The following is a 19,989-nucleotide window of genomic DNA, read 5'->3' as shown; positions in this document are numbered from 1 at the left end:
CCTCACCGCCCACTGTCGAGAATTCCGCTCTGCCTGGCCTTTTCGATATTGCGCAGATGTTCGCTGTAGCTCTCGGTGAACAAAGTGGTCCCCTGTTTGTCGACGGTCACGAAGTACAACCACGTCCCCGGCTCCGGATTCTCCACGGCGCGCATCGCATTCAACGAGGGCGCGGAGATCGGAGTCGCGGGCAGTCCCGGCATGGCGTAGGTGTTCCACGGCGTGCGCTTGCCGCGGTCGGCGTCGGTGGTCGCGACTTCGGTGCGGTCCAGCGCGTAGTTCACCGTCGAGTCGAACTGCAGTGGCTGGTTGACCTCGAGCCGGTTCACGATCACCCGCGCCACTTTGCCCATATCCTGCGGCAGCGCTTCGCGTTCCACCAGCGAGGCGGCGATCAAGGTCTGGTACGGATTCAGCTTCGTCTCCGCGCCCGACTGCAACAGACCGGTCGACTCGTAGCTGCGCGAACTCGCACCCACCAGCTGCTTCAGGATCTGCTCCGGCGTACCGCTGGGATCGAAATCCCAGGTGCCCGCGGCGATCAGCCCCTCCAGCTGCCTGCTGCGGTCGGGCACGTCACGCACCCGCTGCTCCGCCCAGCTCGGCACGCCGAGGGCGGTCAGATCCGCGCCCGCACCGGCGGCATCGAGCTGGTCGTAGGTGATGCACTTCTGATTCGTACCGGTGCCGACACAGCTGGCGTCGGCGATCTTGCGGTAGATGCCGTCCTTGCGCGAGCCGGTATTCACATCCTGCTGGTCGTGCAACTGCCGTCCCTCGGAGACGACCAGATTGCCGACCCGGGAACTCTTGCCGAGTAGCGCCGTCACCGCCTGCGTGGACGGGCTGTGACTCGGGATCGCGTAGTAGCCGGGCTGCACCGAATTCATATTCGAATTGCGCACGGCCGCTTGGAAGAAGGCTTCGCTGCTCGCGACGACGCCCTTCTTCTGCATCTCGTCCGCGATCTGGTTCGAGGTGTCGCCGGAATGCACCTGCACTACTACCAGCGGTCCCACTGGACCCGCGAAATCCTCGGGCGCGCCGAACATCTTGACCACTTTCATCCCCGCGAATACTGCGGCCCCGGCGAACAGCGCCACGAACAGCGCACCGATCAGCCATAGATTCCGGCGGCGCTTCTTGCGCTCGGCCGCCTTGCGCGAGGCCGCCCGGGACCGTCGGCCGCGCGAGGGCGCGCTGCGCTGACGCTCGGAGCGGGACTCCGCACGCTCCTCCTCTCCCCGACTCCCGCCGCGCTCGGACCTGCCGCGGCCGGAGCGCGCGGACGCGGCACCCGAGCGCCCGCCACCCAACCCGTCACCGCGGGACCGCCGCGGCGGCGCACCCTCGGCCCGCTGTGGACGGCCGCGCCGGGGTTCGTCGCCGCGCTCGGCTCGCTGCGGGGCCGCGCGCCGCGAACGCTCGGCCGCGAGTGCCTCGTCGTGATCTTCGTCGTCGGTGTAGCGCGGAATGACCGTGGTGTCGTCGTCGTAGTCCTCCCATGCCTGGTCGTTTCGCCGGTAACGCCGTTCAGCCTCGCGCTGACGGAAACGTTCCTCGGCTCGCGTCCATCGATCCGTCATGCACCGTCTCCGGACTCAGACGCCGCTTCGGCCGACTTCAACACCGCACTCCGTTCGTCCAACCATCCTTGCAGGATCGCTACGGCGGCCGCCTGATCGATCACCTGCCGCTGGCCACGCGCGCGAACTCCACTGTCCCGCAATGCACGTGCAGCTGACACCGTAGTCAAACGTTCGTCGGAAAGTCGGATAGGCACGGGTGCTATGACTGCGCGCAAACGCTCCGCGAATAGCATCGCCGCATCGGCGGCAGTGCCTTTTTCCCCGCGCAATGTCCGTGGCAGACCGACGATGACCTCGACGGCCTCGTACTCCCGCACAATTTCGGCAATTCTGGAAATGTCGCTTGCCGGTCCAGGCGCCCGCTTATTCGGCTTCGCGCGCGCCACCGTTTCCACGGGCGTGGCGAGCATGCCGTCCGGGTCGCTGGAGGCGACCCCGATTCGGACACTGCCGACATCGATACCGATCCGCCTGCCGCGGCCGGGATCGGTGTCGGGCGAGGGACGATGACTCTCCGAGTCGCCCATCACCCGGCCAGTTCGGCCACCCGAGCACGGACCGAGGCCAGACCCACTTCGATACCCGAGGGGTCCGAACCCGCACCCTGCGCCATCTCCGGCTTGCCGCCACCGCGACCGGAAATGCTCGGGCCGAAGCTGGCGACCAGATCTCCGGCCTTGAAGCCGAGATCCTGCGCGCTCTTATTGACCGTCACAACGAAGGGCACCTTGCCATCGGCATTGCCGAGCAGCACCACGACCGCCGGTTCGGTGCCGAACCGGCCACGGATATCGGTGGCGAGGGTGCGCAGGTCACCGGCGGTGACGCCTTCGGGTGCGGCGGCGGCCACCAGCAGCACGCTGCCGACCCGCTCGGCCTCCGCGACGAACTTCGCCGCCGATGCGAGCACCGCGGCGATCTTGGTGCGCTCGAGCTCCTTCTCGGCCACCTTCAGCCGCTCCACGAGCTGCTCGACGCGCGCGGGCACCTCCTCCGAAGGCACCTTCAGCGAGGACGCGACACCGGCCAGCAGCGCACGCTCCTTCGCCAGATACTTATAGGAGTCCAGGCCGACGAAGGCCTCAACGCGTCGCTTGCCGGAACCGATCGCCGATTCGCCGAGCACGGTGATCGGGCCGATCTGCGAGGAATGCTGGACGTGCGTACCACCGCACAGCTCCATCGAGAACGGTCCGCCGATCTCCACCACGCGCACCTCGTCGCCGTAGTTCTCGCCGAACAGCGCGAGCGCGCCCATTTGCTTGGCCTTGGGCAGATCGGTGACGAAGGTGTTCACCGGGAAGTCCGAGCCGACCGCGTCATTGGAGACGGCCTCGATATCGGCCTTCTGCTGTTCGGAGAGCTGGCCCTGCCAGTTGAAGTCGAAGCGCAGATAGCCGGGCTTGTTCAGCGAACCGGCCTGCACGGCGTTCGGACCGAGCACCTGCCGCAGCGCGGCATGCACCATATGCGTGCCGGAATGGCCCTGGGTGGCACCCTGGCGCCAGGCCGGATCGGCCTGGGCGAGTACGACATCGCCCTCGGTGATCTGGCCCTGTTCCACCGTGGTCTTGTGCACCCACAGCTTCTTGGCGATCTTCTGCACATCGTTGACGCGCAGCTTGAGGCCCTGCGCCGTAATGGTGCCGCGATCGGCGATCTGACCACCGGACTCCGCGTAGAGCGGACTGCGGTCCAGAATGACCTCGACGTCCTGGCCGATGGTGGCGGTCGGCACCCGCACGCCGTCGGCGATCAGGGCGAGGACGTGCGCTTCGGAGGTCAGCTCATCGAAGCCGGTGAATTCCGTTGCGCCGCGGTCGACCAACTCCTTGTAGATGGACAGGTCGGCATGTCCGTGTTTGCGTGCCTGGGCATCCTCCTTGGCCATCTTGCGCTGTTCGGCCATGAGCGAGCGGAAGCCCTCCTCGTCGACCGACAGTCCGGCCTCGGCCGCCATCTCCAGGGTCAGCTCGATCGGGAAGCCGTAGGTGTCGTGCAGTTTGAAGGCGTCCGAACCCGGAATTGTCTTGCCGCCCTTGGCCGCAACCTCGTCCACGGCGTCGGCGAACAGCCGCGAGCCGGTGTTCAGAGTCTTGAGGAACGCCGTCTCCTCGCCCACCGCGACGTTCTCGATCCGCGCGAAGTCGGTGGCCAGTTCCGGATACGACGGCGACATCAGCTCGCTGACGACCTTCATGAATTCGCCGATCACCGGCTTGTCCGCACCGAGCAGCCGGGCCGAGCGCACGATCCGGCGCAGCAGGCGGCGCAGCACGTAGCCACGGCCCTCATTGCCCGGGTTGACGCCGTCAGCGATCAGCATGGCCGAGGTGCGGGCATGGTCGGCGATGACGCGGAAGCGCCGGTCGTCCTCGTGTTCGACACCATAGGACCGGCCGGTCAACTCCTCGGCCTTATCGATGATCGGGCGCAGCAGGTCGGTCTCGTAGACGTTGTCGACGCCCTGCAGCAGCAGCGCGATGCGCTCGACGCCCATACCGGTATCAATGTTTTTCTTCGGCAGCGATCCGACCGGCGGGTAGCCGAGCTTGGGGCTCTGCTCACCGCGGATGTCCTGCATGAAGACCAGATTCCAGATCTCCAGGTAGCGGTCCTCGTCGGCGACCGGACCGCCGTCCTTGCCGTATTCGGGGCCGCGGTCGTAGTAGATCTCCGAACACGGGCCGCCCGGACCGGGCACGCCCATATCCCAGTAGTTGTCCTTGCCGTCGCGGAACTGGATCCGCTCCTTCGGGATGCCCGCGACCCGGTGCCAGATCTCGGCGGCCTCCGGATCGGATTCGTAGGCCGTCACCCAGATCCGCTCGGGATCGAAACCGTAGCCGCCGTCCTCCTGCGACTTGGTGATCAACTCCCAAGCGAGGGTGATGGCGTCCTGCTTGAAGTAGTCACCGAAGGAGAAGTTGCCCGCCATCTGGAAGAAGGTGTTGTGCCGGGTGGTGACGCCGACCTCTTCGATATCGCCGGTGCGGACGCATTTCTGCACACTGGTCGCGCGCGGGAACGGCGGCGCCTCCTGGCCCAAGAAATACGGCTTGAACTGAACCATGCCCGCGTTGACGAACAACAGGGTCGGGTCGGCCAGGATCAGCGAGGCACTGGGCACCTCGGTGTGTCCGGCACGGACAAAATGGTCCAGGAATCGCCGTCGGATCTCGTGGGTCTGCACAGATATCCAGCCTACCGGTGTCCCGCATCCCCTTTTTCAGCGCCCGGGGTGGTCCACGTCCGCTGGCACGGCCGACCCGAAACCGTCTGAGCGTTTATCGTCCTCGGACGATTCTGCGCAACTTCTCGACACGACGTTGGATATCACGTTCGACGCCGTGGTCGGTGGGCGTGTAGTAGTCGCGGCCGACGATTTCGTCGGGCGGATACTGCTGAGCCAGCACGCCATCCGGGTCGTCGTGCGGGTATTTGTAGCCCTGGGCGTTGCCGAGGGCGGCGGCTCCCGCGTAGTGGCCGTCGCGCAGATGGGCGGGGACCGCACCCGCCTTGCCCCCCGAAATATCGGCGAGGGCGGCGCCGAGCGCGGCAGGTACGGCACCGGATTTGGGGGCCGTGGCCAGGTGAATTGTCGCGTGTGTCAGGGTGAGTTGGGCCTCGGGCATGCCGATCAGCTGCACCACTTGCGCGGCCGCGACCGCGGTTTGCAGCGCCATCGGATCGGCCAGGCCGATGTCCTCGCTCGCCGAAATCACCAGGCGGCGGGCGATGAAGCGGGGATCCTCGCCCGCACTGAGCATGCGGGCCAGATAGTGCAGTGCCGCATCGACATCCGAGCCGCGGATGGATTTAATGAAGGCGCTCACCACGTCGTAGTGCTGGTCACCCGCGCGGTCGTAGCGGACGGCGGCCTTGTCCACGCTGGCCTCGACCAGATCCACATCGACGGTACCGTCCAAGGAGGACTCCGCCGATGCCTCCAGCGCGGTGAGCGCCCGGCGCGCGTCACCGCCCGCGATCCGCACGATGTGCTCGAGCGCGGCCTCGGTCACCGTGTACGCGCCGTTGTAACCGCGCGGGTCCGTGAGGGCACGGTCGAGTACCAGCCGGATATCGGCCGCGGTGAGCGATTGCAATTGCAGCACCAACGAACGCGACAGCAGCGGCGACACCACCGAGAACGATGGATTCTCTGTCGTCGCGCCGACCAGCAGCACGATCCGGTTCTCCACCGCGGCCAACAATGCGTCCTGCTGGGTCTTGGAGAAGCGATGCACCTCGTCGATGAACAACACGGTCTGCTCGCCCGCGGTGAGACGGCGGCGGGCCACATCGATGACCGCGCGCACCTCCTTCACACCGGCCGACAAGGCCGACAGCGCCTCGAAGCGACGACCGGTGGCCTGCGAAATCAGCGAGGCCAGCGTCGTCTTGCCGGTTCCCGGCGGCCCGTACAGCAGCACCGACGCCGCGCCCGAACCCTCGATCAACCGCCGCAGCGGTGAGCCGGGTCCGAGCAGATGCTGTTGGCCGACCACCTCGTCCAATGTCGCGGGCCGCATCCGCACCGCCAGCGGCGCACCGGCATCACGGCGCACCACACTGTCGATGGAGTGTCCGGTCGGCACCTCGTCGCCGGGCACGTCGAATAAGCCTTCGCTCACACCGAGCACGTTACCGAGGGGGACCGACAGCTCCGGGGCGTGTACCGGTTTGCCTGTGCGGTGCAAGCTCGTCGGCAATTCGGTGATGATCGCGCCGCTGGTATTCCTGCGGCTGGAACCGGCGACCACCGAGCCATTACGACCGTGGGTGTGCCGCTCGGGTCCGCATCGGCGCGACTCGCGAGACTCCACGCGATTCCAGGAGCAGAATTTTTCTCGCGACAGGTTTGTCGATTTCCGCCGAGCTCGCTCGTCGGAACGAATACGACGGCCCGATCGGCGGGTCGGCCGAACCCGAAGGAGCGAGATCATGAGCCAGTACCTGGTGCTGATTTACGAGGACGAAAGCGCGTACGCGGGCGCATCGGAGCAGGTCATGGGCGAGGTCTACCAGGCGCACGTGACCTTCCAGGAGATCGCGGGCGACGCGGTGCAAGGCGGTAACGCACTCCAACCGACCGCCACCGCCACCTCCATCCGGCAGAACGACAACGGCGATTTCACCGTGACCGATGCCCCATTCGCCGAGGCCAAGGAGGCGCTGGGCGGCTACTACCTGATCGAGGCCGCGGATCTGGACGCCGCGATCGCAGTGGCGAAGCAAGTACCCGCCCGGTTCGGCGGTGTCGAGGTGCGTCCGATCATGACCTTCGACTAGACCTGTGACGATCGACACCGATGCGGTCGCCGCTGTCGACCAGGCGCACCGTCGCGAATGGGCCTTCGTGCTCGCCGCGACGGTGCGGCTGGTCCGCGACTTCGACCTCGCCGAGGAATGCGTCCAGGACGCTTATGCGCGTGCGCTCACCGAATGGGCCGCGCACGGCGTTCCGGCGAAACCCGGCGCCTGGTTGACCACTGTCGCCCGCCGCCGCGGCCTCGACCTGCTGCGCCGCGACTCCACCTTGCGGCGCACACTGCCCATGCTGATCACCGACCAGGCCGAGGACACCGCCGATCTCGCACTCGCGGGACTGGATTCGGCATCCGCCATCCCCGACGACCGGTTGCGCCTGATCAGCACCTGCTGTCACCCGGCTTTGGGCCGCGAGGCCCAAGTGGCACTGACACTTCGACTGGTCTGCGGTGTCACCACCGCCGAGGTCGCCCGCGCCTTCCTCACCAGCGAATCGACCATGGCGGCCCGCATTACGCGCGCCAAGAAGAAGATCGCGGTGGCACGCATTCCGTATCGGGTGCCATCGGTGCGCGAACTCCCCGACCGCCTCGACGCCATCTGCGCGGTCATCCATCTGCTGTTCACCACCGGTCACACCGCGCCCTCGGGTGACGCGCTGGTGCGCCCCGATCTGATCGAACGGGCGCTCCAACTTGCGCGGATGATGCACGCGCTGGTCCCGGACGACCCTTCCGTCACCGGCCTGCTGGCCCTGATCCTGCTCACCGACGCACGACGCGAGGCCCGCGTGGATACCGAAGGCCGACTGTGCACCCTCGAACACCAAGACCGCTCCCGCTGGGATCGTGAGGCCATCACCGAGGGCATCGCCTTGGTGAAAACCGCTCTGCCACATACGGATCGATACACTCTGCAGGCCGCCATCGCCGCCGTGCACGATGAGGCACCGTCCTGGCCGGAAACCGACTGGCGTGAGATCACCGGCCTGTACGCACTGCTACTGCGAATTTGGCCGTCGCCGGTGGTGCGCCTCAATCATGCGGTGGCGGTTGGCCTTTCCGGCAACCCGACCCGAGCCCTCGACCTGCTCGACGAACTCGCCACCGAACCATCCCTCGCCACCTACGGCTACCTCGAAGCCTCTCGCGCGGCCTTGCTGACCCAGCTGGGTCGCACCACCGAAGCAGCCCGAGCCTACGAATCCGCGCTACTCCTGACCGAAAACACCATAGAACGAGCCCACCTCGAATCGCGCCTATCCGAGCTCACCGCCGAGTAGCAGCGCGAGGTCTCCTGACCTATTCCGACCAGCGCTCTTCGAGCATCGCCGACACATCCTCGGCGAAATCACCCACTACGTCGTCCCCGGTGCAGCGCGCGTCTTCCGCCAAGGCGGCCCAGCGGTTGATCAGGGCTTCCGAGCGCGGAACGGACAGGCCGTGTTCGCGGGCGGCGGCGATGCGGGTGTGGTCGGCGGGCAGGAACCAGTAGGTGGTGAGCCAGACCCAGATGAGGCGAGCTTCCAGGATGCGTTCGGCGAGCACAGCGTCGTCGGCCAGTGCGGGCCAGACACCGACGACCTGGGCGCGCCACGCATCGACCATTTGCTTGGCACGATCGCGGGACAGTTCGAAGTCGCAGAGGCAGCCGGGGAAGGACACCAGCGCGTAGGCGATATCGAGGGTGGCGTCGCGGTAGCCGCCCCATTCGTAGTCGAGGAAGCGCGCGCCCTCTTCATTCAGGATCACATTGTCGGGGCACAGGTCCGAGGGGCTGAATGCCCGGAAGCGCCCCGCGGAGAAAAGACGATTGCCTCGAACGATCCGCTCGGCGATCTCACCAGGGACCTCGATACCGAGTTCGCGCTGCAGCATGCCGGGCACCTCGGAGATGGCGGCCTCGGCCTGTTGCGCGATGCCATCGACCCGGTGCACCACATCCACCCGCCGCAGCAGCGCGACGAAATCCGCTTCGCGCCCGACGGTCGCCGCATGCATCCGACCCAGTGCCTGCGCGAAGGCCATGAGCGCGTTGCGCGTCGCCAGCTCCACACCGGATTGCAACACCTGCGTCATCCGGGAGTTCTCCCCGAGATCACTCAGGACGAGCAGCCGGTCCGGGAGGCTGTGCGCGATCAGATATGCGCCGGGCCGCTGATCCCGGCTGAGCGCGGTGGTGAACTGATACGACACGGCCTCGCGCAGAAATGCGGAGTCGATGCTGGCGACGCCGGGCGCTAGACCACCCGTCGTGCGGTCCGCCGCGGATCCGCGAACCTGCTTGACGATGAGCGTCCGGGGCAGGGAGTAGGCGTTCTCTGAAACACGCACGCGTAGGACCGTCGTCCTACCACTACCGCTGAGTTCCATCGGATCGCTCAGCTTTACCGGAGCACCCATTCGCTTTGTGAGCAACTGCTGTGCTGCGGACACGACTTCGGCGGCGCGTTCGGCCAATAGTGCGGTCATCGCTAATCAAGCTACTCGCACCGGGTCACTTCTAGCGAGCGGTTACACAACCTTTCCGCGTCGTTCGGCGTGTCTGCGTCAAGGTTGCGGAACAGGCGCTGCTTGCTTGACACCATTGCGGCTGTCCGGTTTTCTCATCGTCAACTGCCGTGCGCCACACCGCAAACCAGTTGCGTCGAAAGGTCTGCAGACAATGTCCGACTCACCGTCGCCCAAGCCGAACGAACCAACTGGCTCGCCCGAACCGAGCGGCGGCGCACCCGACGAGCGCAGTGGCGAACAATTCGCCGCGCGTCCGGGTCAGCACGAAAGTGCCGATCCACAACCGACACAAACGAGCAGCGAACACAGCAGGCACGAGATGGCCGGGCCCGCTGGCTACCCACAGTTCGAGGGTCCCGGCGCGGCACAGTACGGCAGTGAACCGCTGGAGCCACCACCACCGCCGGTCGGCGCGCCGGGACAACCGGGACAACCGGGACAACCCAGCTACGGTCCGCCGGGAACCGGTCCCGGCACGGCACATCCCGCAACGATGTCCCCGCCCGGAGCTGCCGCAACGCCTGCGGGGGCCGCCCCACCTGGCGCAATGCAACCCGGCTTCGAACCGGCTGGCGCAGCAGCGCCCAGCTTGGCGAAGCCCGGCGCAATGCCGCCCGGTGCCGTACCTCCCGGCGCAATGCCGCCTGGCGCAACACAACCCGGCGCCATGCCGCCGGCCGGCACGACGCCTCCCACCGGTGCTATGCCGCCCGGCTCCGAGCCCGGCGCGCCGACCTACGGCTATCAATCCGCCCCCGGAACACCCACCACCCTCGACGTCGGCAATGCCCTGAGCTACGGCTGGGAGAAGTTCCGCGCGAATTTCGGCCCCTGGCTGGCTGTTACCGCGGTCGGCGTGATCATCTATTTCGCCTTCGTACTCATCGTCCAGGTCGTGCAACCGAATTCGCTGTTCAGTCTGTTGCTGACCTTCCTCGTGGTCATGGTCGCGATCTGGCTGCTGCAGGCAGCTATGATCCGCGGCGCGCTCTATGAAACCGATGGCAACAAACCGACTTTCGCGTCCTACTTCCAATTCGTGAATGCGGGAAATGTCCTCTTGACAGCCCTGCTCGCCTTCGTGCTCACCTGGATCGGGGCCGCGCTGTGCTTCGTACCCGGTCTGATCGCCGGATTCCTGTGCATTTTTTCGCTGCACTTCGTCGTCGATCAGGAACAGAATCCATTCGACGCGATCAAGTCCAGCGCGACGCTGGTCATCGCCAATATCGGGCAGGTGCTGCTACTCGCCCTCGCGGTGCTGGTCATCACTTTTGTCGCCACTTTGCTGTGCGGCTTCGGGCTTCTGGTGGCCGGGCCGGTGTGCACGATCGCGGTGACCTACGCCTACCGAGCGCTCACCGGCGGCACCGTGTCCGTGACCTAGCATTCGGTGCGCCGCGCGCGTCGGCTCTCAGCACACCGGAACCCGGCCACCGCAACAGAATTGGCGGTCACTTCGCGGACAGCGACCGCATCCACCACCACTGCTTGAACCGTGCGATCGGGCCGCCCTCGCTACCCGCGCGCGGGCGCAGTGCCAGCACGAGCACCCCGGCCGTGACGATGCCGGCCAGGTTCACCGCGAGCTGCCCGGCCGACATGAACGCGATGTGCCACTGCCCCAAAGTTGCCGCGATCACCGCGAATCCGGCCGCGGGAACGGTCGTCACCGAGATGAACACCCCGACCAGTGCCGCCGATTTCGATGTCACCACCGCCAGCATGCCCGCAGCACCCGCGAGCAGTGCGACCACCAATGAGAACGGCCCGACCTCATAGATGAAGTCGACATTCTGGATGGCTTCCACTCCGGTCAACGTGATCCAGCCGAACTGCTCCCACAGCAATGTCGCCAACATCGTGATGAGCATCGCCACCGGAAATGCCACCAGCAGCGCGACCGCCGACTTGCGGGCGAGCCGGAAATCGCGTCGCCACAACCCCGCCGAAAAGGCTGCCAGCGGCCCGAATTCGGGCCCGACCACCATCGCACCGACAATCGTCACCGGCGAGTCGGTGGCCACGCCGACGGCCGCGAGCAGGCAGGCAATGGTGAGAAAGGCAACGAAACTCAGGGTCAGCGAGGACTCCTCATGAGTCTGCGCGAGCAGTTCCTCCCACACCACCGCATCGGTCGGATCGCCAGGCGCCGCCTCGATCGCCCGCTCGCCGGCATCGGAGATCACCGTCTCGACCGGTCCGAGCGTGATGCCGCCGGTGTGTTTGATGCCGAGCGTGGTCAGATCCGCGAGTACATCGTTGGCGGCCTCACGCGCGACATCGGCCTGGATCAGATCACCGACGGGTTCGACGGCGACTCCCCGCGCCAGCGTCACATGGGTGACGCCCGGGTCGGCACTCAGCACCGCCATCACCTTGTCGGTGAGTTCGGGCGGGCTGATCATGCGCAAGTGCAGCAACGGGACCCCTCATGGTCAGCGTCGATGCGGCAAGCATCGACGATACTGACCAAAAAGTACCGTTCGGGCGACCGCCTCGCTATCCAGCAACCCGACCCGCACCGTACTCATCATGCCGACCAGTGAACGGTCGAGAGAAGGTCCGAGCGTGTACGCTTCGAATGTCCGGCCTACTCGGCGGCGCCCTTCGCCTCGCCGTCCTTCTTCTTCTCGGGCTTGAAGTCCAGCCCCGCCTCCTTGCGCTGCTGTGCGGTGATCGGCGCGGGCGCATCGGTCAGCGGGTCCACACCGCCACCGGTCTTCGGGAAGGCGATGACCTCACGGATCGAATCCACTCCGGCCAGCAGCGCGGTGATCCGGTCCCAGCCGAAGGCGATGCCGCCGTGCGGCGGCGCGCCGTAGGAGAACGCGTCGAGCAGGAAGCCGAACTTCTCCTGCGCCTCGTCGTGCCCGATGCCCATCACATTGAACACGCGTTCCTGCACATCGCGGCGATGGATTCGGATGCTGCCGCCGCCGATCTCGTTGCCGTTGCAGACGATGTCGTAGGCGTAGGCCAGGGCCGAACCCGGGTCGGTATCGAAGGTGTCCAGTGACTCCGGCTTGGGCGAGGTGAACGCGTGATGCACGGCGGTCCATGCCGAATGACCAAGTGCCACATCACCACTCGCGGTCGCCTCGGCGGCGGGCTCGAACATCGGCGCATCCACGATCCACACGAAGGCCCACGCGTTCTCATCGATCAGACCGCATTTGCGCGCGATCTCGCCACGCGCCGCACCGAGCAGCGCGCGCTGCGCCTTGGCCGGACCCGCGGCGAAGAACACACAGTCACCAGGTACCGCGCCAACATGCTTCGCCAAGCCCTCGCGTTCGGATTCGCTGAGGTTCTTGGCAACCGGTCCGCCGAGCGTGCCGTCCTCCTGTACCAGCACATAGGCCAAACCCTTAGCTCCGCGCTGCTTGGCCCACTCCTGCCAGGCGTCGAGCTGACGCCGCGGCTGACTCGCGCCACCCGGCATCACGACCGCGCCCACATACTCCGCCTGGAAAACCCGGAACGGGGTCTCCTTGAAATATTCGGTGCATTCGGTGATCTCGACGCCGAAGCGCAGGTCCGGCTTATCGCTACCGAAGCGGCGCATCGCCTCCGCGTAGGTCATATGCGGAATCGGGAACGGAATGTCGTAGCCGACCAGCTTCCACAACTCCTCCAGGATCTCCTCGGCCACCAGGATCACGTCCTCCTGGCGCACAAAGCTCATCTCGAGGTCGAGCTGGGTGAACTCGGGCTGGCGGTCGGCGCGGAAGTCCTCGTCGCGGTAGCAGCGCGCGATCTGGTAGTACCGCTCGATACCGGCGACCATCAGCAGCTGCTTGAACAGCTGCGGGCTCTGCGGCAGCGCATAGAAGTTGCCCGGCTGCAGGCGCGCGGGCACCAGGAAGTCGCGGGCGCCCTCGGGCGTGGAGCGGGTCATCGTCGGGGTCTCGACCTCGACGAATTCATGACGGGCCAGCACCGCGCGGGCGGCAGCGTTGACCCTCGAGCGCAGCCGGATGGCCCTACCTGGCGCCTCGCGGCGCAGGTCGAGGTAGCGGTACTTGAGGCGGGCCTCGTCACCGGGCTGCTCGTCGAGCTGGAACGGCAGCGGAGCACTCTCGTTGAGTACCTCGAGTTCGGTGACGTTGACCTCGATGGAACCGGTCGGCAGCTCCGGGTTCTCGTTGCCGCCGGGCCGCTGCTCGACCACACCGGTCACCTGCACGCAGAATTCGGCACGCAACTTGTGCGCCTGCGCGGCGGGCTCGCCCTCGCGGAATACCGCCTGCGCTATACCCGAGGCATCGCGCAGATCGATGAAGATCACGCCACCATGGTCACGACGCCGGGCCACCCATCCGGTAAGGGTGACGGTCTGACCGGCGTGCTCGCTTCGCAGCGAACCAGCCAAGTGGGTGCGCAGCACGGGATTCCTTTCGACGGATGTGACACCGGCAGGGCGATCCGGTGCGGTTGCCATCGTAGTGAGACACATATCCCGAGAGGAAACCGATATCGCCGCCCCGCGTGCGAAGCTGTAGACATCAGGTCGTCGGTCCGCAGGTTTGGGCCGAAACCGGGCAGTACCGCACACGTTCCCACCAGGGTACGAGTCTTACGAGCGCCGTTCGCGGCCCGTCTCGCATCCGAGTGGCCGAAGCGTAGCGCCGCAGGCGCGAGTCTCGGCCGCTCGGATGCGAGACAGCGGGGGGCCGCGAACACGCGGCGCCGCAGGCGCCGCAAATCCAACACAGAAAGCGAAGCAGATGACCTTCAACGAAGGCCTCCAGATCGACCCGGATCGGGCTTCTTCCGGCGGTGGCCCCGGGATGGGTGGCAAGCTCGCCCTCGGCGGTGGTGCCGGTGGTCTCATCCTGCTGGTACTCGGCCTGCTGCTCGGCGGAGATCCCGGTTCGCTGCTCGGACAGTTGAACGGCAGCGAGAACAGCACGGTGCAGCCCGGCACCGCGGGCACGCCCGAGCACTGCAAGACCGGCGCGGACGCCAATAAGTACGTCGACTGCCGGGTGGTGCTCACCGCACAGAGCCTCGACGCGGTGTGGGCGGCGCAGCTGCCCCAGCAGACCGGCAAGAAATATTCGAAGCCGAAACTGGTGCTGTTCACCGGCTCGGTCTCGACCGGATGCGGCAATGCGACCAGTGCGGTCGGCCCGTTCTACTGCCCCGCCGACCGGACCGCCTACTTCGACACCGCCTTCTTTCAGGAACTGGTCGACCGCTTCGGTTCCAGCGGCGGGCCGCTCGCCCAGGAGTACGTGGTGGCACATGAGGTCGGCCACCACATCCAGAATCTGCTCGGCGATATCGGTCGGGCCCAACAGGATCCGCGCGGCCCGGAATCCGGCGCGGTGCGCACCGAACTCCAGGCCGACTGCTACGCGGGCATCTGGGCCCACTTCGCCGATAAGCAGCCCGCCCCCGGAACCAACCAGCCCTTCCTGAAAGCCCTGTCCGACAACGATATCCGTGACGCGCTCTCCGCCGCGTCCGCCGTCGGTGACGACCGAATTCAGCGGGCCGCTCGGGGCCGCGTCAACCCTGAGGCCTGGACCCACGGCTCCTCCGACCAACGCCAGAAATGGTTCCTCACCGGCTACAAGACCGGACAGCTCCAAGCATGCGACACATACTCGGCCGCCGATCTGAACAACCCGTCGGCATTGCGCTGATCGCCATCGAGTGATCAATAATCGACGCCAGTTGGACTGTGGCACAGCGTAGATAGGGATTTCATGCGGAGAACAAAGTCGGCACTGCTGCTTCTCGTCGTGGCACTCGCGGGTAGCTGGGGTCTCGCCTCGGCCCAACCGGCCGCCGACACACCACAACAGCCCGCCACGGCGCTGCTGACACTCACGACCATCCCGAGCGGTTGGTCCGAGCGGGTCGACCTGCGTCCGCTGCTGCAGATCTACGCCGACGGCCGCGCGGTCGAACAGCCCGACGCGGCATCCACCACCCGCGCCGCCGACACCCCACCGCAGCGGCTCACCGGCACCATCCCGAGCGACGTCCTGAATACCGCACTGGCGGAAACGAAATCACTTGCCGCCCTCGACCTCGGCATGCCCAGCGCCACCGACCAAGGCACCCAGATCATCGATCTCATGCAGACGCCGCCCGACCAAGACGTCCACCTGCTCATGTACGCCCCCGACGCGACCGAGAACCTCACGCCCGACCAACAAGCCAACCGCAAACGCTTCACCGACCTCTACCGCAAACTTCTCGACGCTTTCACCCGAGACCACTGAACCGGGTCTCGATCTCCGAAGCGATGTAGCCACGAGGAACGTTGTGCGCCTTCGGTATCCACCCGGGCCGAGTAGCGCAACCTACGCACGACCAGAACACCAGTGCCCCCACTAGAAGACGAGCGGGGGCACTGGAGAACGTTGTCGACTAGAACTGGTCCTGTTCGTAGTCCGAGCTGACCAGCTCATCCGGGTGAGTCGCGCCGATGACATCCGGGGTGGACTCACCGAGCGGGCCAGTGAGGTCGTCGTTGCCGGTGCGGCTGTGGTACGGGTCCACATTCCGCGAGTGCTCGTCGTCACTGCCGCCGCGTTGGCCGGTGGCACCGGGGCTGCCGCCCATGAAGGAGTTCCCGGTGCCCGCCGCGCCGGTCGAGGTACCCGTGCCCAAGGATGTGCCGGACAGGCCCGAGACCCGGCTGATGGGCGAAACAGAGCTGCCCGGCGTGCCGGTCACCTTCTGCGTCGATGGCGAGCCCGAGGAGCTCGGCGAGCCGGAATGGCTTCCGATGCCGGTGATGCCCGAACTCCCCGAGGTGGTGTGCCCGGTATTGAACGATGCCGCCGTGGTGGACGTGCTCGGCGAACCGGAGGTGCTGGAACCGTCCAACAGGCCGGCGGCATTGGTCGACGCATCCTGCGCGACCGACTGCGCCTGTTCCATGATCGGCTCACCGATGTTCTGCATGACCGCCTGAGCGACCTCCTGCGGCGCGGGCAAACCGCTGGCCCCGAGCAACTGATTCACCAGACCGGTCAGCTCGGCCGTCTTCCCCGCCAGATCACCACGGGTGGCATTGGCGACCGCGACGGCCGAGCCCAGATGTTCGGTCGCCGTCGCGATGAGTGCGGCCTGACCGGGCGGCGTCAGCGCCACCGGCACGAGTGCGGTTGCCTGCGTGGCGAATTCGCTCGCGATGCCGAGCAGCTGCGCATTGCCCTGCTGCACCACCGCGGCGGCGCGCTGGGTGAGTTCGGAGATATCGATACCGCGCTGACTGGTGTCCTGCCCCTGGGTCTGCGCGGTATTGCTCGCGGCCTGCGCCTCCCGGGAGGATTGGCCCTGCCAGAGCTGCTCGACGGTCTGCAGGCCGCCCTTGCCGACCGATACCGCGGCCTCGATGATCTTCGATGATTGACTGAGAATCGCGGTCGGGTCGAAGGCTCCGATGACGCCGGTGCCGAAGCTGTTGAGCAGTTCGAGGATCGGCTGGAACAGCGTGTCGATGCCGGGAATTCCGGGAATCGACAGCCCCTGCATCAGCGCCGCGACCGGATCGGATGGAATATTCGTCGCCGCCGCGGCCGCGGCCGCCCCCTGGTTACTCGCCCCGCCGAGCGCACTGCTCACCGCACTCTGCGCCTGCTGCGCCGCCTGCAACACCGGAGCGGCCGCATGGCTGATCGCGGTCTGTGCATCGGTAAGTGCCTGCGACACATCGGGCGGCACCGCACCGGACAGAATCGCGCTCGCGTCCGGCGTCGAATTGCCGTTGAGCCCCGGCATGCCCGTGGGTATGGTCCCCAGCTGCGGCGATTCCTCGGTGATCTTGCGTGCGAGCACGAATTCGGGCGCCTCGATCGGCGGCAGATCCGCGGGCAACTGCGGTAGCGACAGATCGCTCAATCCCTGCGACGCGTTCTGCAGCGCGTCGACCGCGGTGTTCTGCGTCGCGATCACGGCCTCTTCGATCGCCACGCTCTGGTCGGGTGCGATCACGCCGGTCGAGCCGGTATCCATCGGCTTCATACCCCGCCCCCGACCTGGTTGGTGATCGCGCTCAGTACGCCCGCATTGCCGGAGTCGGTGGTGTCGAATGCGGCGGCCGCGGTGAACGCGGACTTCGAGAGCTTGTCGTATTTGGCCGACAGCTCATTGATGTCCTTGGCCTGCAATACCTGCGCAGCGGCGAACGCCAACAGATAGTCGGCGCCGATCAGACCGAATACCGGCGTGAGCGCGGCAACGTTCTGCACGGCATCGAAATCGGCCGCACCCGCGATCTCGCCAGCGACCCCGGCATTAGTCGCCGCGAATGCTCGGACCGCATCGGTTTCCACCGAGAGATCAGCCATCGAGTTGCACCCCCCAAATCGTCGTGAACTGCAGTTCGGTGTTCATAGCGTCGATCAACATCTACTCCCTGCCCGCCCCGGCAGCTCGGCTGCGATCGGGCCCCTGCGCAGCTGCGAGGTGGTACTTGCGCCGCTGCGGTTGCGCTCAATATAGCCGACCCCACCGGCAAGTTTCGAGCCCAACGCGGCCACCCGACGGAACTGGAACATGTTGCAAATTAGAACAAGTTCTATATTCTCGATCGCATGAAGGTCGCAGTGACCGGCGCAGCCGGCTACCTTGGCACGAATCTGCTCAGCCTGCTGGTCGAACGAGGACACGAGGTCACAGCAATCGATCGCGTCGTTCCGCAGCAACGGACGGACCCGAACGTCACCTGGGTCTCCGGCAATGTGCTCGATCCGGAATCCATGCGCTCCGTGCTCGCGGGCGCGGAGATCGTCTACCACCTCGTCGCCGTGATCACCCTGGCCGAGCAGCACGACCTCGCCTGGAAGGTCAATACCGAAGGCGTTCGCGTCGTCGCCGAGGCGGCACTGGATCTGGGCGTGCGCCGCATGGTGCACGCGAGTTCCATCCACGCCTTCAACCAGTACACCTGCGGCGGTCGCATCGATGAGTCCTCGGTGCGCTCGACCGATCCCAGCCTGCCGGTCTACGACCGCTCCAAATGGGCGGGCGAGATCGAACTGCGCAAGGTGATCGAGCAGGGCCTGGACGCGGTGATCTGCAATCCCACCGGCGTCTTCGGGCCGCTCGACTACGGCACCCCACTGTCCAGGATCAACCGCACCCTCAAGGACGCAGCGCGCGGCCGGGTGCCCGCGATGATCGGCGGCGGCTTCGACCTGGTCGACGTCCGCGATGTCGCGAAAGGCCTGATCCTGGCCGGGGAGCGGGGCCGGACCGGCGAGAACTACCTGCTCGGCGGTTCGATGATCTCCATGCTCGACCTGTGCCGCATCGCGGCGGAATGCGGCGGCAAGAAGGGGCCGAAGTTCTCGATCTCCCCCAAGGTGGTCAACGGTTTGATTCCGGTGTTGGCACCGATGGGCAAACTGTTCAAGACCGACATCGTTTCCAAGGCCGCACTCGGCGCGCTGGTCTCCGCCCCGATCGTCGACCACGGCAAGGCGGAGCGCGAAATCGGTTATCAGCCAAGGCCCATCGAGGAGACCGTGCGCGATCTGGTGACCTTCTTCGCCGATCCGAAGCAGCTCACCGCACCCGACGCCCGACAGATTGCTTGACACCGCTTAGAACACATGTTCGACTGATGGGGTGCGGTGGCAAAGCCAAACCCTGGATGCCGACGACGGCGCCCTGCCCGGTCTCGACCGGGCAGGTTTCGTGCGCACCGTGCAGACCCCCGAATTCGAGGGCATCACGTTTCACGAGGTGCTGTGCAAGAGCGCGCTGAACAAGACGCCGGAGGCGTCGAATCTACCGTTCCATTGGACGATCAATCCGATGCGCGGCTGTTCACACGCCTGCCGCTACTGTTTCGCGCGACCCACCCATGAGTATCTGGATCTGGACGCAGGGCGGGATTTCGATTCCCAGATCGTGGTGAAGACCAATATCGCCGCGGTGCTACGCAAGGAACTCGGCCGCCGGTCCTGGCATCACGAACCAGTCGCGCTGGGCACCAATACCGATCCGTATCAACGTGCCGAGGGCCGATATCGATTGATGCCCGGCATCATTCGCGCGCTGACCGATTCCGGCACGTCGTTCTCCATTCTCACCAAGGGCACGCTGCTGCGCCGGGATCTGCCGCTGCTCACCGCGGCGGCGCGCCAGGTCCGGGTGGGCATCGCCGTCTCCATCGCCATCCTGGACATGGATCTACACCGCAGCCTGGAATCCGGTACGCCATCGCCCAAGGCGCGGCTGGAGATGGTGCGGGCGCTGGCCGATGCCGGGTTCGAGGTGAATGTGATGGTCGCGCCGGTGATTCCATATCTCACCGACAGCCGCGCCCACCTGGACGCGCTGTTCGGTGCGATCGCCGAGGCCGGGGCGGTATCGGTGGTCGCATTCCCGATGCATCTGCGCGGGGCCACCCGTGGCTGGTTCCTGAGCTGGCTGGCCGAGGCGCATCCCGCTCTGGTGCGGCGCTATCGCCAGCTCTATGGCCGCGGCGCCTATGTGACGCCGGAATATGCGTCCTGGCTACGCGAGCGGGTGCAGCCACTGCTCCAGCGACACGGCCTCATCCGCGAGCACACCCCGGAGCCGCAGACACAACTGTCGACGCCGCTGCCCAACGACACGCAGCTGGCGCTCTTCGCGTAAAG

The 19,989-nt window shown here is 66.3% G+C and carries 16 protein-coding genes; 7 read left to right on the top strand and 9 right to left on the bottom strand.

Annotated features, from left to right (window positions below):
- Positions 1 to 2: 2 nt before the first annotated feature.
- The 4 genes from mltG to ACIBI6_RS02205 all read right to left on the bottom strand — a co-directional run bounded on the left by mltG (position 3) and on the right by ACIBI6_RS02205 (position 6,223).
- On the bottom strand, positions 3 to 1,586 hold the full coding sequence (gene mltG, locus ACIBI6_RS02220; RefSeq protein WP_396955050.1) for an endolytic transglycosylase MltG: 1,584 nt from the start codon (positions 1,584 to 1,586) through the stop codon (positions 3 to 5).
- Positions 1,583 to 2,116 carry a Holliday junction resolvase RuvX gene (ruvX, locus tag ACIBI6_RS02215; protein ID WP_364340706.1) on the bottom strand — a complete coding sequence of 178 codons (534 nt, stop codon included), beginning with the start codon at positions 2,114 to 2,116 and terminating at the stop codon, positions 1,583 to 1,585. Before ruvX ends, mltG begins: the two co-directional genes overlap by 4 nt.
- Positions 2,116 to 4,782 carry an alanine--tRNA ligase gene (gene alaS / locus ACIBI6_RS02210; protein WP_364340154.1) on the bottom strand — a complete coding sequence of 889 codons (2,667 nt, stop codon included), beginning with the start codon at positions 4,780 to 4,782 and terminating at the stop codon, positions 2,116 to 2,118. Before alaS ends, ruvX begins: the two co-directional genes overlap by 1 nt.
- A gap of 94 nt (positions 4,783 to 4,876) precedes the next feature.
- A complete protein-coding gene (locus tag ACIBI6_RS02205; RefSeq protein ID WP_396955049.1) occupies positions 4,877 to 6,223 on the bottom strand; it encodes a replication-associated recombination protein A in 1,347 nt (448 codons plus the stop codon).
- Between the two features lie 310 nt (positions 6,224 to 6,533).
- On the opposite strand from ACIBI6_RS02205, the gene ACIBI6_RS02200 reads away from it, so the two are divergent.
- Together ACIBI6_RS02200 and ACIBI6_RS02195 are read left to right on the top strand one after the other, a co-directional pair.
- Positions 6,534 to 6,881 (top strand): YciI family protein, encoded by a 348-nt coding sequence (locus ACIBI6_RS02200; protein ID WP_364340152.1) that lies wholly within the window; start codon positions 6,534 to 6,536, stop codon positions 6,879 to 6,881.
- Positions 6,882 to 6,891: 10 nt separating this feature from the next.
- On the top strand, positions 6,892 to 8,142 hold the full coding sequence (locus tag ACIBI6_RS02195; protein ID WP_396955254.1) for an RNA polymerase sigma factor: 1,251 nt from the start codon (positions 6,892 to 6,894) through the stop codon (positions 8,140 to 8,142).
- 19 nt (positions 8,143 to 8,161) lie between these two features.
- Here the strand turns inward: ACIBI6_RS02195 and ACIBI6_RS02190 are convergent, their stop codons facing one another.
- Positions 8,162 to 9,331, bottom strand: coding sequence for a phosphotransferase family protein (locus tag ACIBI6_RS02190; RefSeq protein ID WP_396955048.1), 1,170 nt, complete (start codon positions 9,329 to 9,331; stop codon positions 8,162 to 8,164).
- A 193-nt stretch (positions 9,332 to 9,524) separates the two neighbouring features.
- Here ACIBI6_RS02190 and ACIBI6_RS02185 point away from each other — a divergent pair, with 193 nt between their 5' ends.
- Positions 9,525 to 10,760, top strand: a complete 1,236-nt coding sequence (locus tag ACIBI6_RS02185; RefSeq protein WP_396955047.1) for a hypothetical protein — start codon at positions 9,525 to 9,527, stop codon at positions 10,758 to 10,760.
- Between the two features lie 67 nt (positions 10,761 to 10,827).
- Here the strand turns inward: ACIBI6_RS02185 and ACIBI6_RS02180 are convergent, their stop codons facing one another.
- Together ACIBI6_RS02180 and aspS are read right to left on the bottom strand one after the other, a co-directional pair.
- Positions 10,828 to 11,796, bottom strand: coding sequence for a DUF389 domain-containing protein (locus ACIBI6_RS02180; RefSeq protein WP_364340144.1), 969 nt, complete (start codon positions 11,794 to 11,796; stop codon positions 10,828 to 10,830).
- 170 nt (positions 11,797 to 11,966) lie between these two features.
- Positions 11,967 to 13,763, bottom strand: a complete 1,797-nt coding sequence (gene aspS / locus ACIBI6_RS02175) for an aspartate--tRNA ligase (RefSeq protein WP_364340142.1) — start codon at positions 13,761 to 13,763, stop codon at positions 11,967 to 11,969.
- Between the two features lie 340 nt (positions 13,764 to 14,103).
- Between aspS and ACIBI6_RS02170 the strand changes: the two genes are divergently transcribed.
- Together ACIBI6_RS02170 and ACIBI6_RS02165 are read left to right on the top strand one after the other, a co-directional pair.
- Positions 14,104 to 15,027, top strand: coding sequence for a neutral zinc metallopeptidase (locus tag ACIBI6_RS02170; protein ID WP_364340140.1), 924 nt, complete (start codon positions 14,104 to 14,106; stop codon positions 15,025 to 15,027).
- A 63-nt stretch (positions 15,028 to 15,090) separates the two neighbouring features.
- Positions 15,091 to 15,612 (top strand): hypothetical protein, encoded by a 522-nt coding sequence (locus tag ACIBI6_RS02165; RefSeq protein ID WP_364340138.1) that lies wholly within the window; start codon positions 15,091 to 15,093, stop codon positions 15,610 to 15,612.
- 148 nt (positions 15,613 to 15,760) lie between these two features.
- On the opposite strand, the gene ACIBI6_RS02160 is transcribed toward ACIBI6_RS02165, so the two are convergent.
- Both ACIBI6_RS02160 and ACIBI6_RS02155 read right to left on the bottom strand, forming a co-directional pair.
- Complete coding sequence (locus tag ACIBI6_RS02160; RefSeq protein ID WP_396955046.1) at positions 15,761 to 17,362, bottom strand: hypothetical protein; 1,602 nt, start codon at positions 17,360 to 17,362, stop codon at positions 15,761 to 15,763.
- Entirely contained in the window at positions 17,359 to 17,688 is a 330-nt protein-coding gene (locus tag ACIBI6_RS02155) for a type VII secretion target (RefSeq protein WP_364340134.1), read from the bottom strand. Before ACIBI6_RS02155 ends, ACIBI6_RS02160 begins: the two co-directional genes overlap by 4 nt.
- A gap of 246 nt (positions 17,689 to 17,934) precedes the next feature.
- Between ACIBI6_RS02155 and ACIBI6_RS02150 the strand changes: the two genes are divergently transcribed.
- On the top strand, positions 17,935 to 18,939 hold the full coding sequence (locus ACIBI6_RS02150; protein WP_364340132.1) for an NAD-dependent epimerase/dehydratase family protein: 1,005 nt from the start codon (positions 17,935 to 17,937) through the stop codon (positions 18,937 to 18,939).
- Positions 18,940 to 18,970: 31 nt separating this feature from the next.
- Positions 18,971 to 19,987: an Rv2578c family radical SAM protein gene (locus ACIBI6_RS02145; protein ID WP_396955045.1), complete on the top strand. Its 1,017-nt coding sequence runs from the start codon at positions 18,971 to 18,973 to the stop codon at positions 19,985 to 19,987.
- The last annotated feature ends 2 nt before the right edge of the window (positions 19,988 to 19,989 follow it).

It is taken from the genome of Nocardia sp. NPDC050412 (assembly GCF_044458825.1).
Taxonomy (GTDB): domain Bacteria; phylum Actinomycetota; class Actinomycetes; order Mycobacteriales; family Mycobacteriaceae; genus Nocardia.
This window is presented reverse-complemented; position numbering and strand designations above follow the sequence as displayed.

What these genes read in the sequence shown, in the direction of transcription:
- ACIBI6_RS02185 (WP_396955047.1), top strand. Translation starts at nt 9,525, where the DNA reads ATGTCCGACTCACCGTCGCCCAAGCCGAACGAACCAACTGGCTCGCCC.
- ruvX (WP_364340706.1), bottom strand. Translation starts at nt 2,116, where the DNA reads ATGGGCGACTCGGAGAGTCATCGTCCCTCGCCCGACACCGATCCCGGC.
- mltG (WP_396955050.1), bottom strand. Translation starts at nt 1,586, where the DNA reads ATGACGGATCGATGGACGCGAGCCGAGGAACGTTTCCGTCAGCGCGAG.
- ACIBI6_RS02155 (WP_364340134.1), bottom strand. Translation starts at nt 17,688, where the DNA reads ATGGCTGATCTCTCGGTGGAAACCGATGCGGTCCGAGCATTCGCGGCG.
- ACIBI6_RS02170 (WP_364340140.1), top strand. Translation starts at nt 14,104, where the DNA reads ATGACCTTCAACGAAGGCCTCCAGATCGACCCGGATCGGGCTTCTTCC.
- ACIBI6_RS02190 (WP_396955048.1), bottom strand. Translation starts at nt 9,331, where the DNA reads ATGACCGCACTATTGGCCGAACGCGCCGCCGAAGTCGTGTCCGCAGCA.
- ACIBI6_RS02165 (WP_364340138.1), top strand. Translation starts at nt 15,091, where the DNA reads ATGCGGAGAACAAAGTCGGCACTGCTGCTTCTCGTCGTGGCACTCGCG.
- ACIBI6_RS02160 (WP_396955046.1), bottom strand. Translation starts at nt 17,362, where the DNA reads ATGAAGCCGATGGATACCGGCTCGACCGGCGTGATCGCACCCGACCAG.
- ACIBI6_RS02200 (WP_364340152.1), top strand. Translation starts at nt 6,534, where the DNA reads ATGAGCCAGTACCTGGTGCTGATTTACGAGGACGAAAGCGCGTACGCG.
- ACIBI6_RS02150 (WP_364340132.1), top strand. Translation starts at nt 17,935, where the DNA reads ATGAAGGTCGCAGTGACCGGCGCAGCCGGCTACCTTGGCACGAATCTG.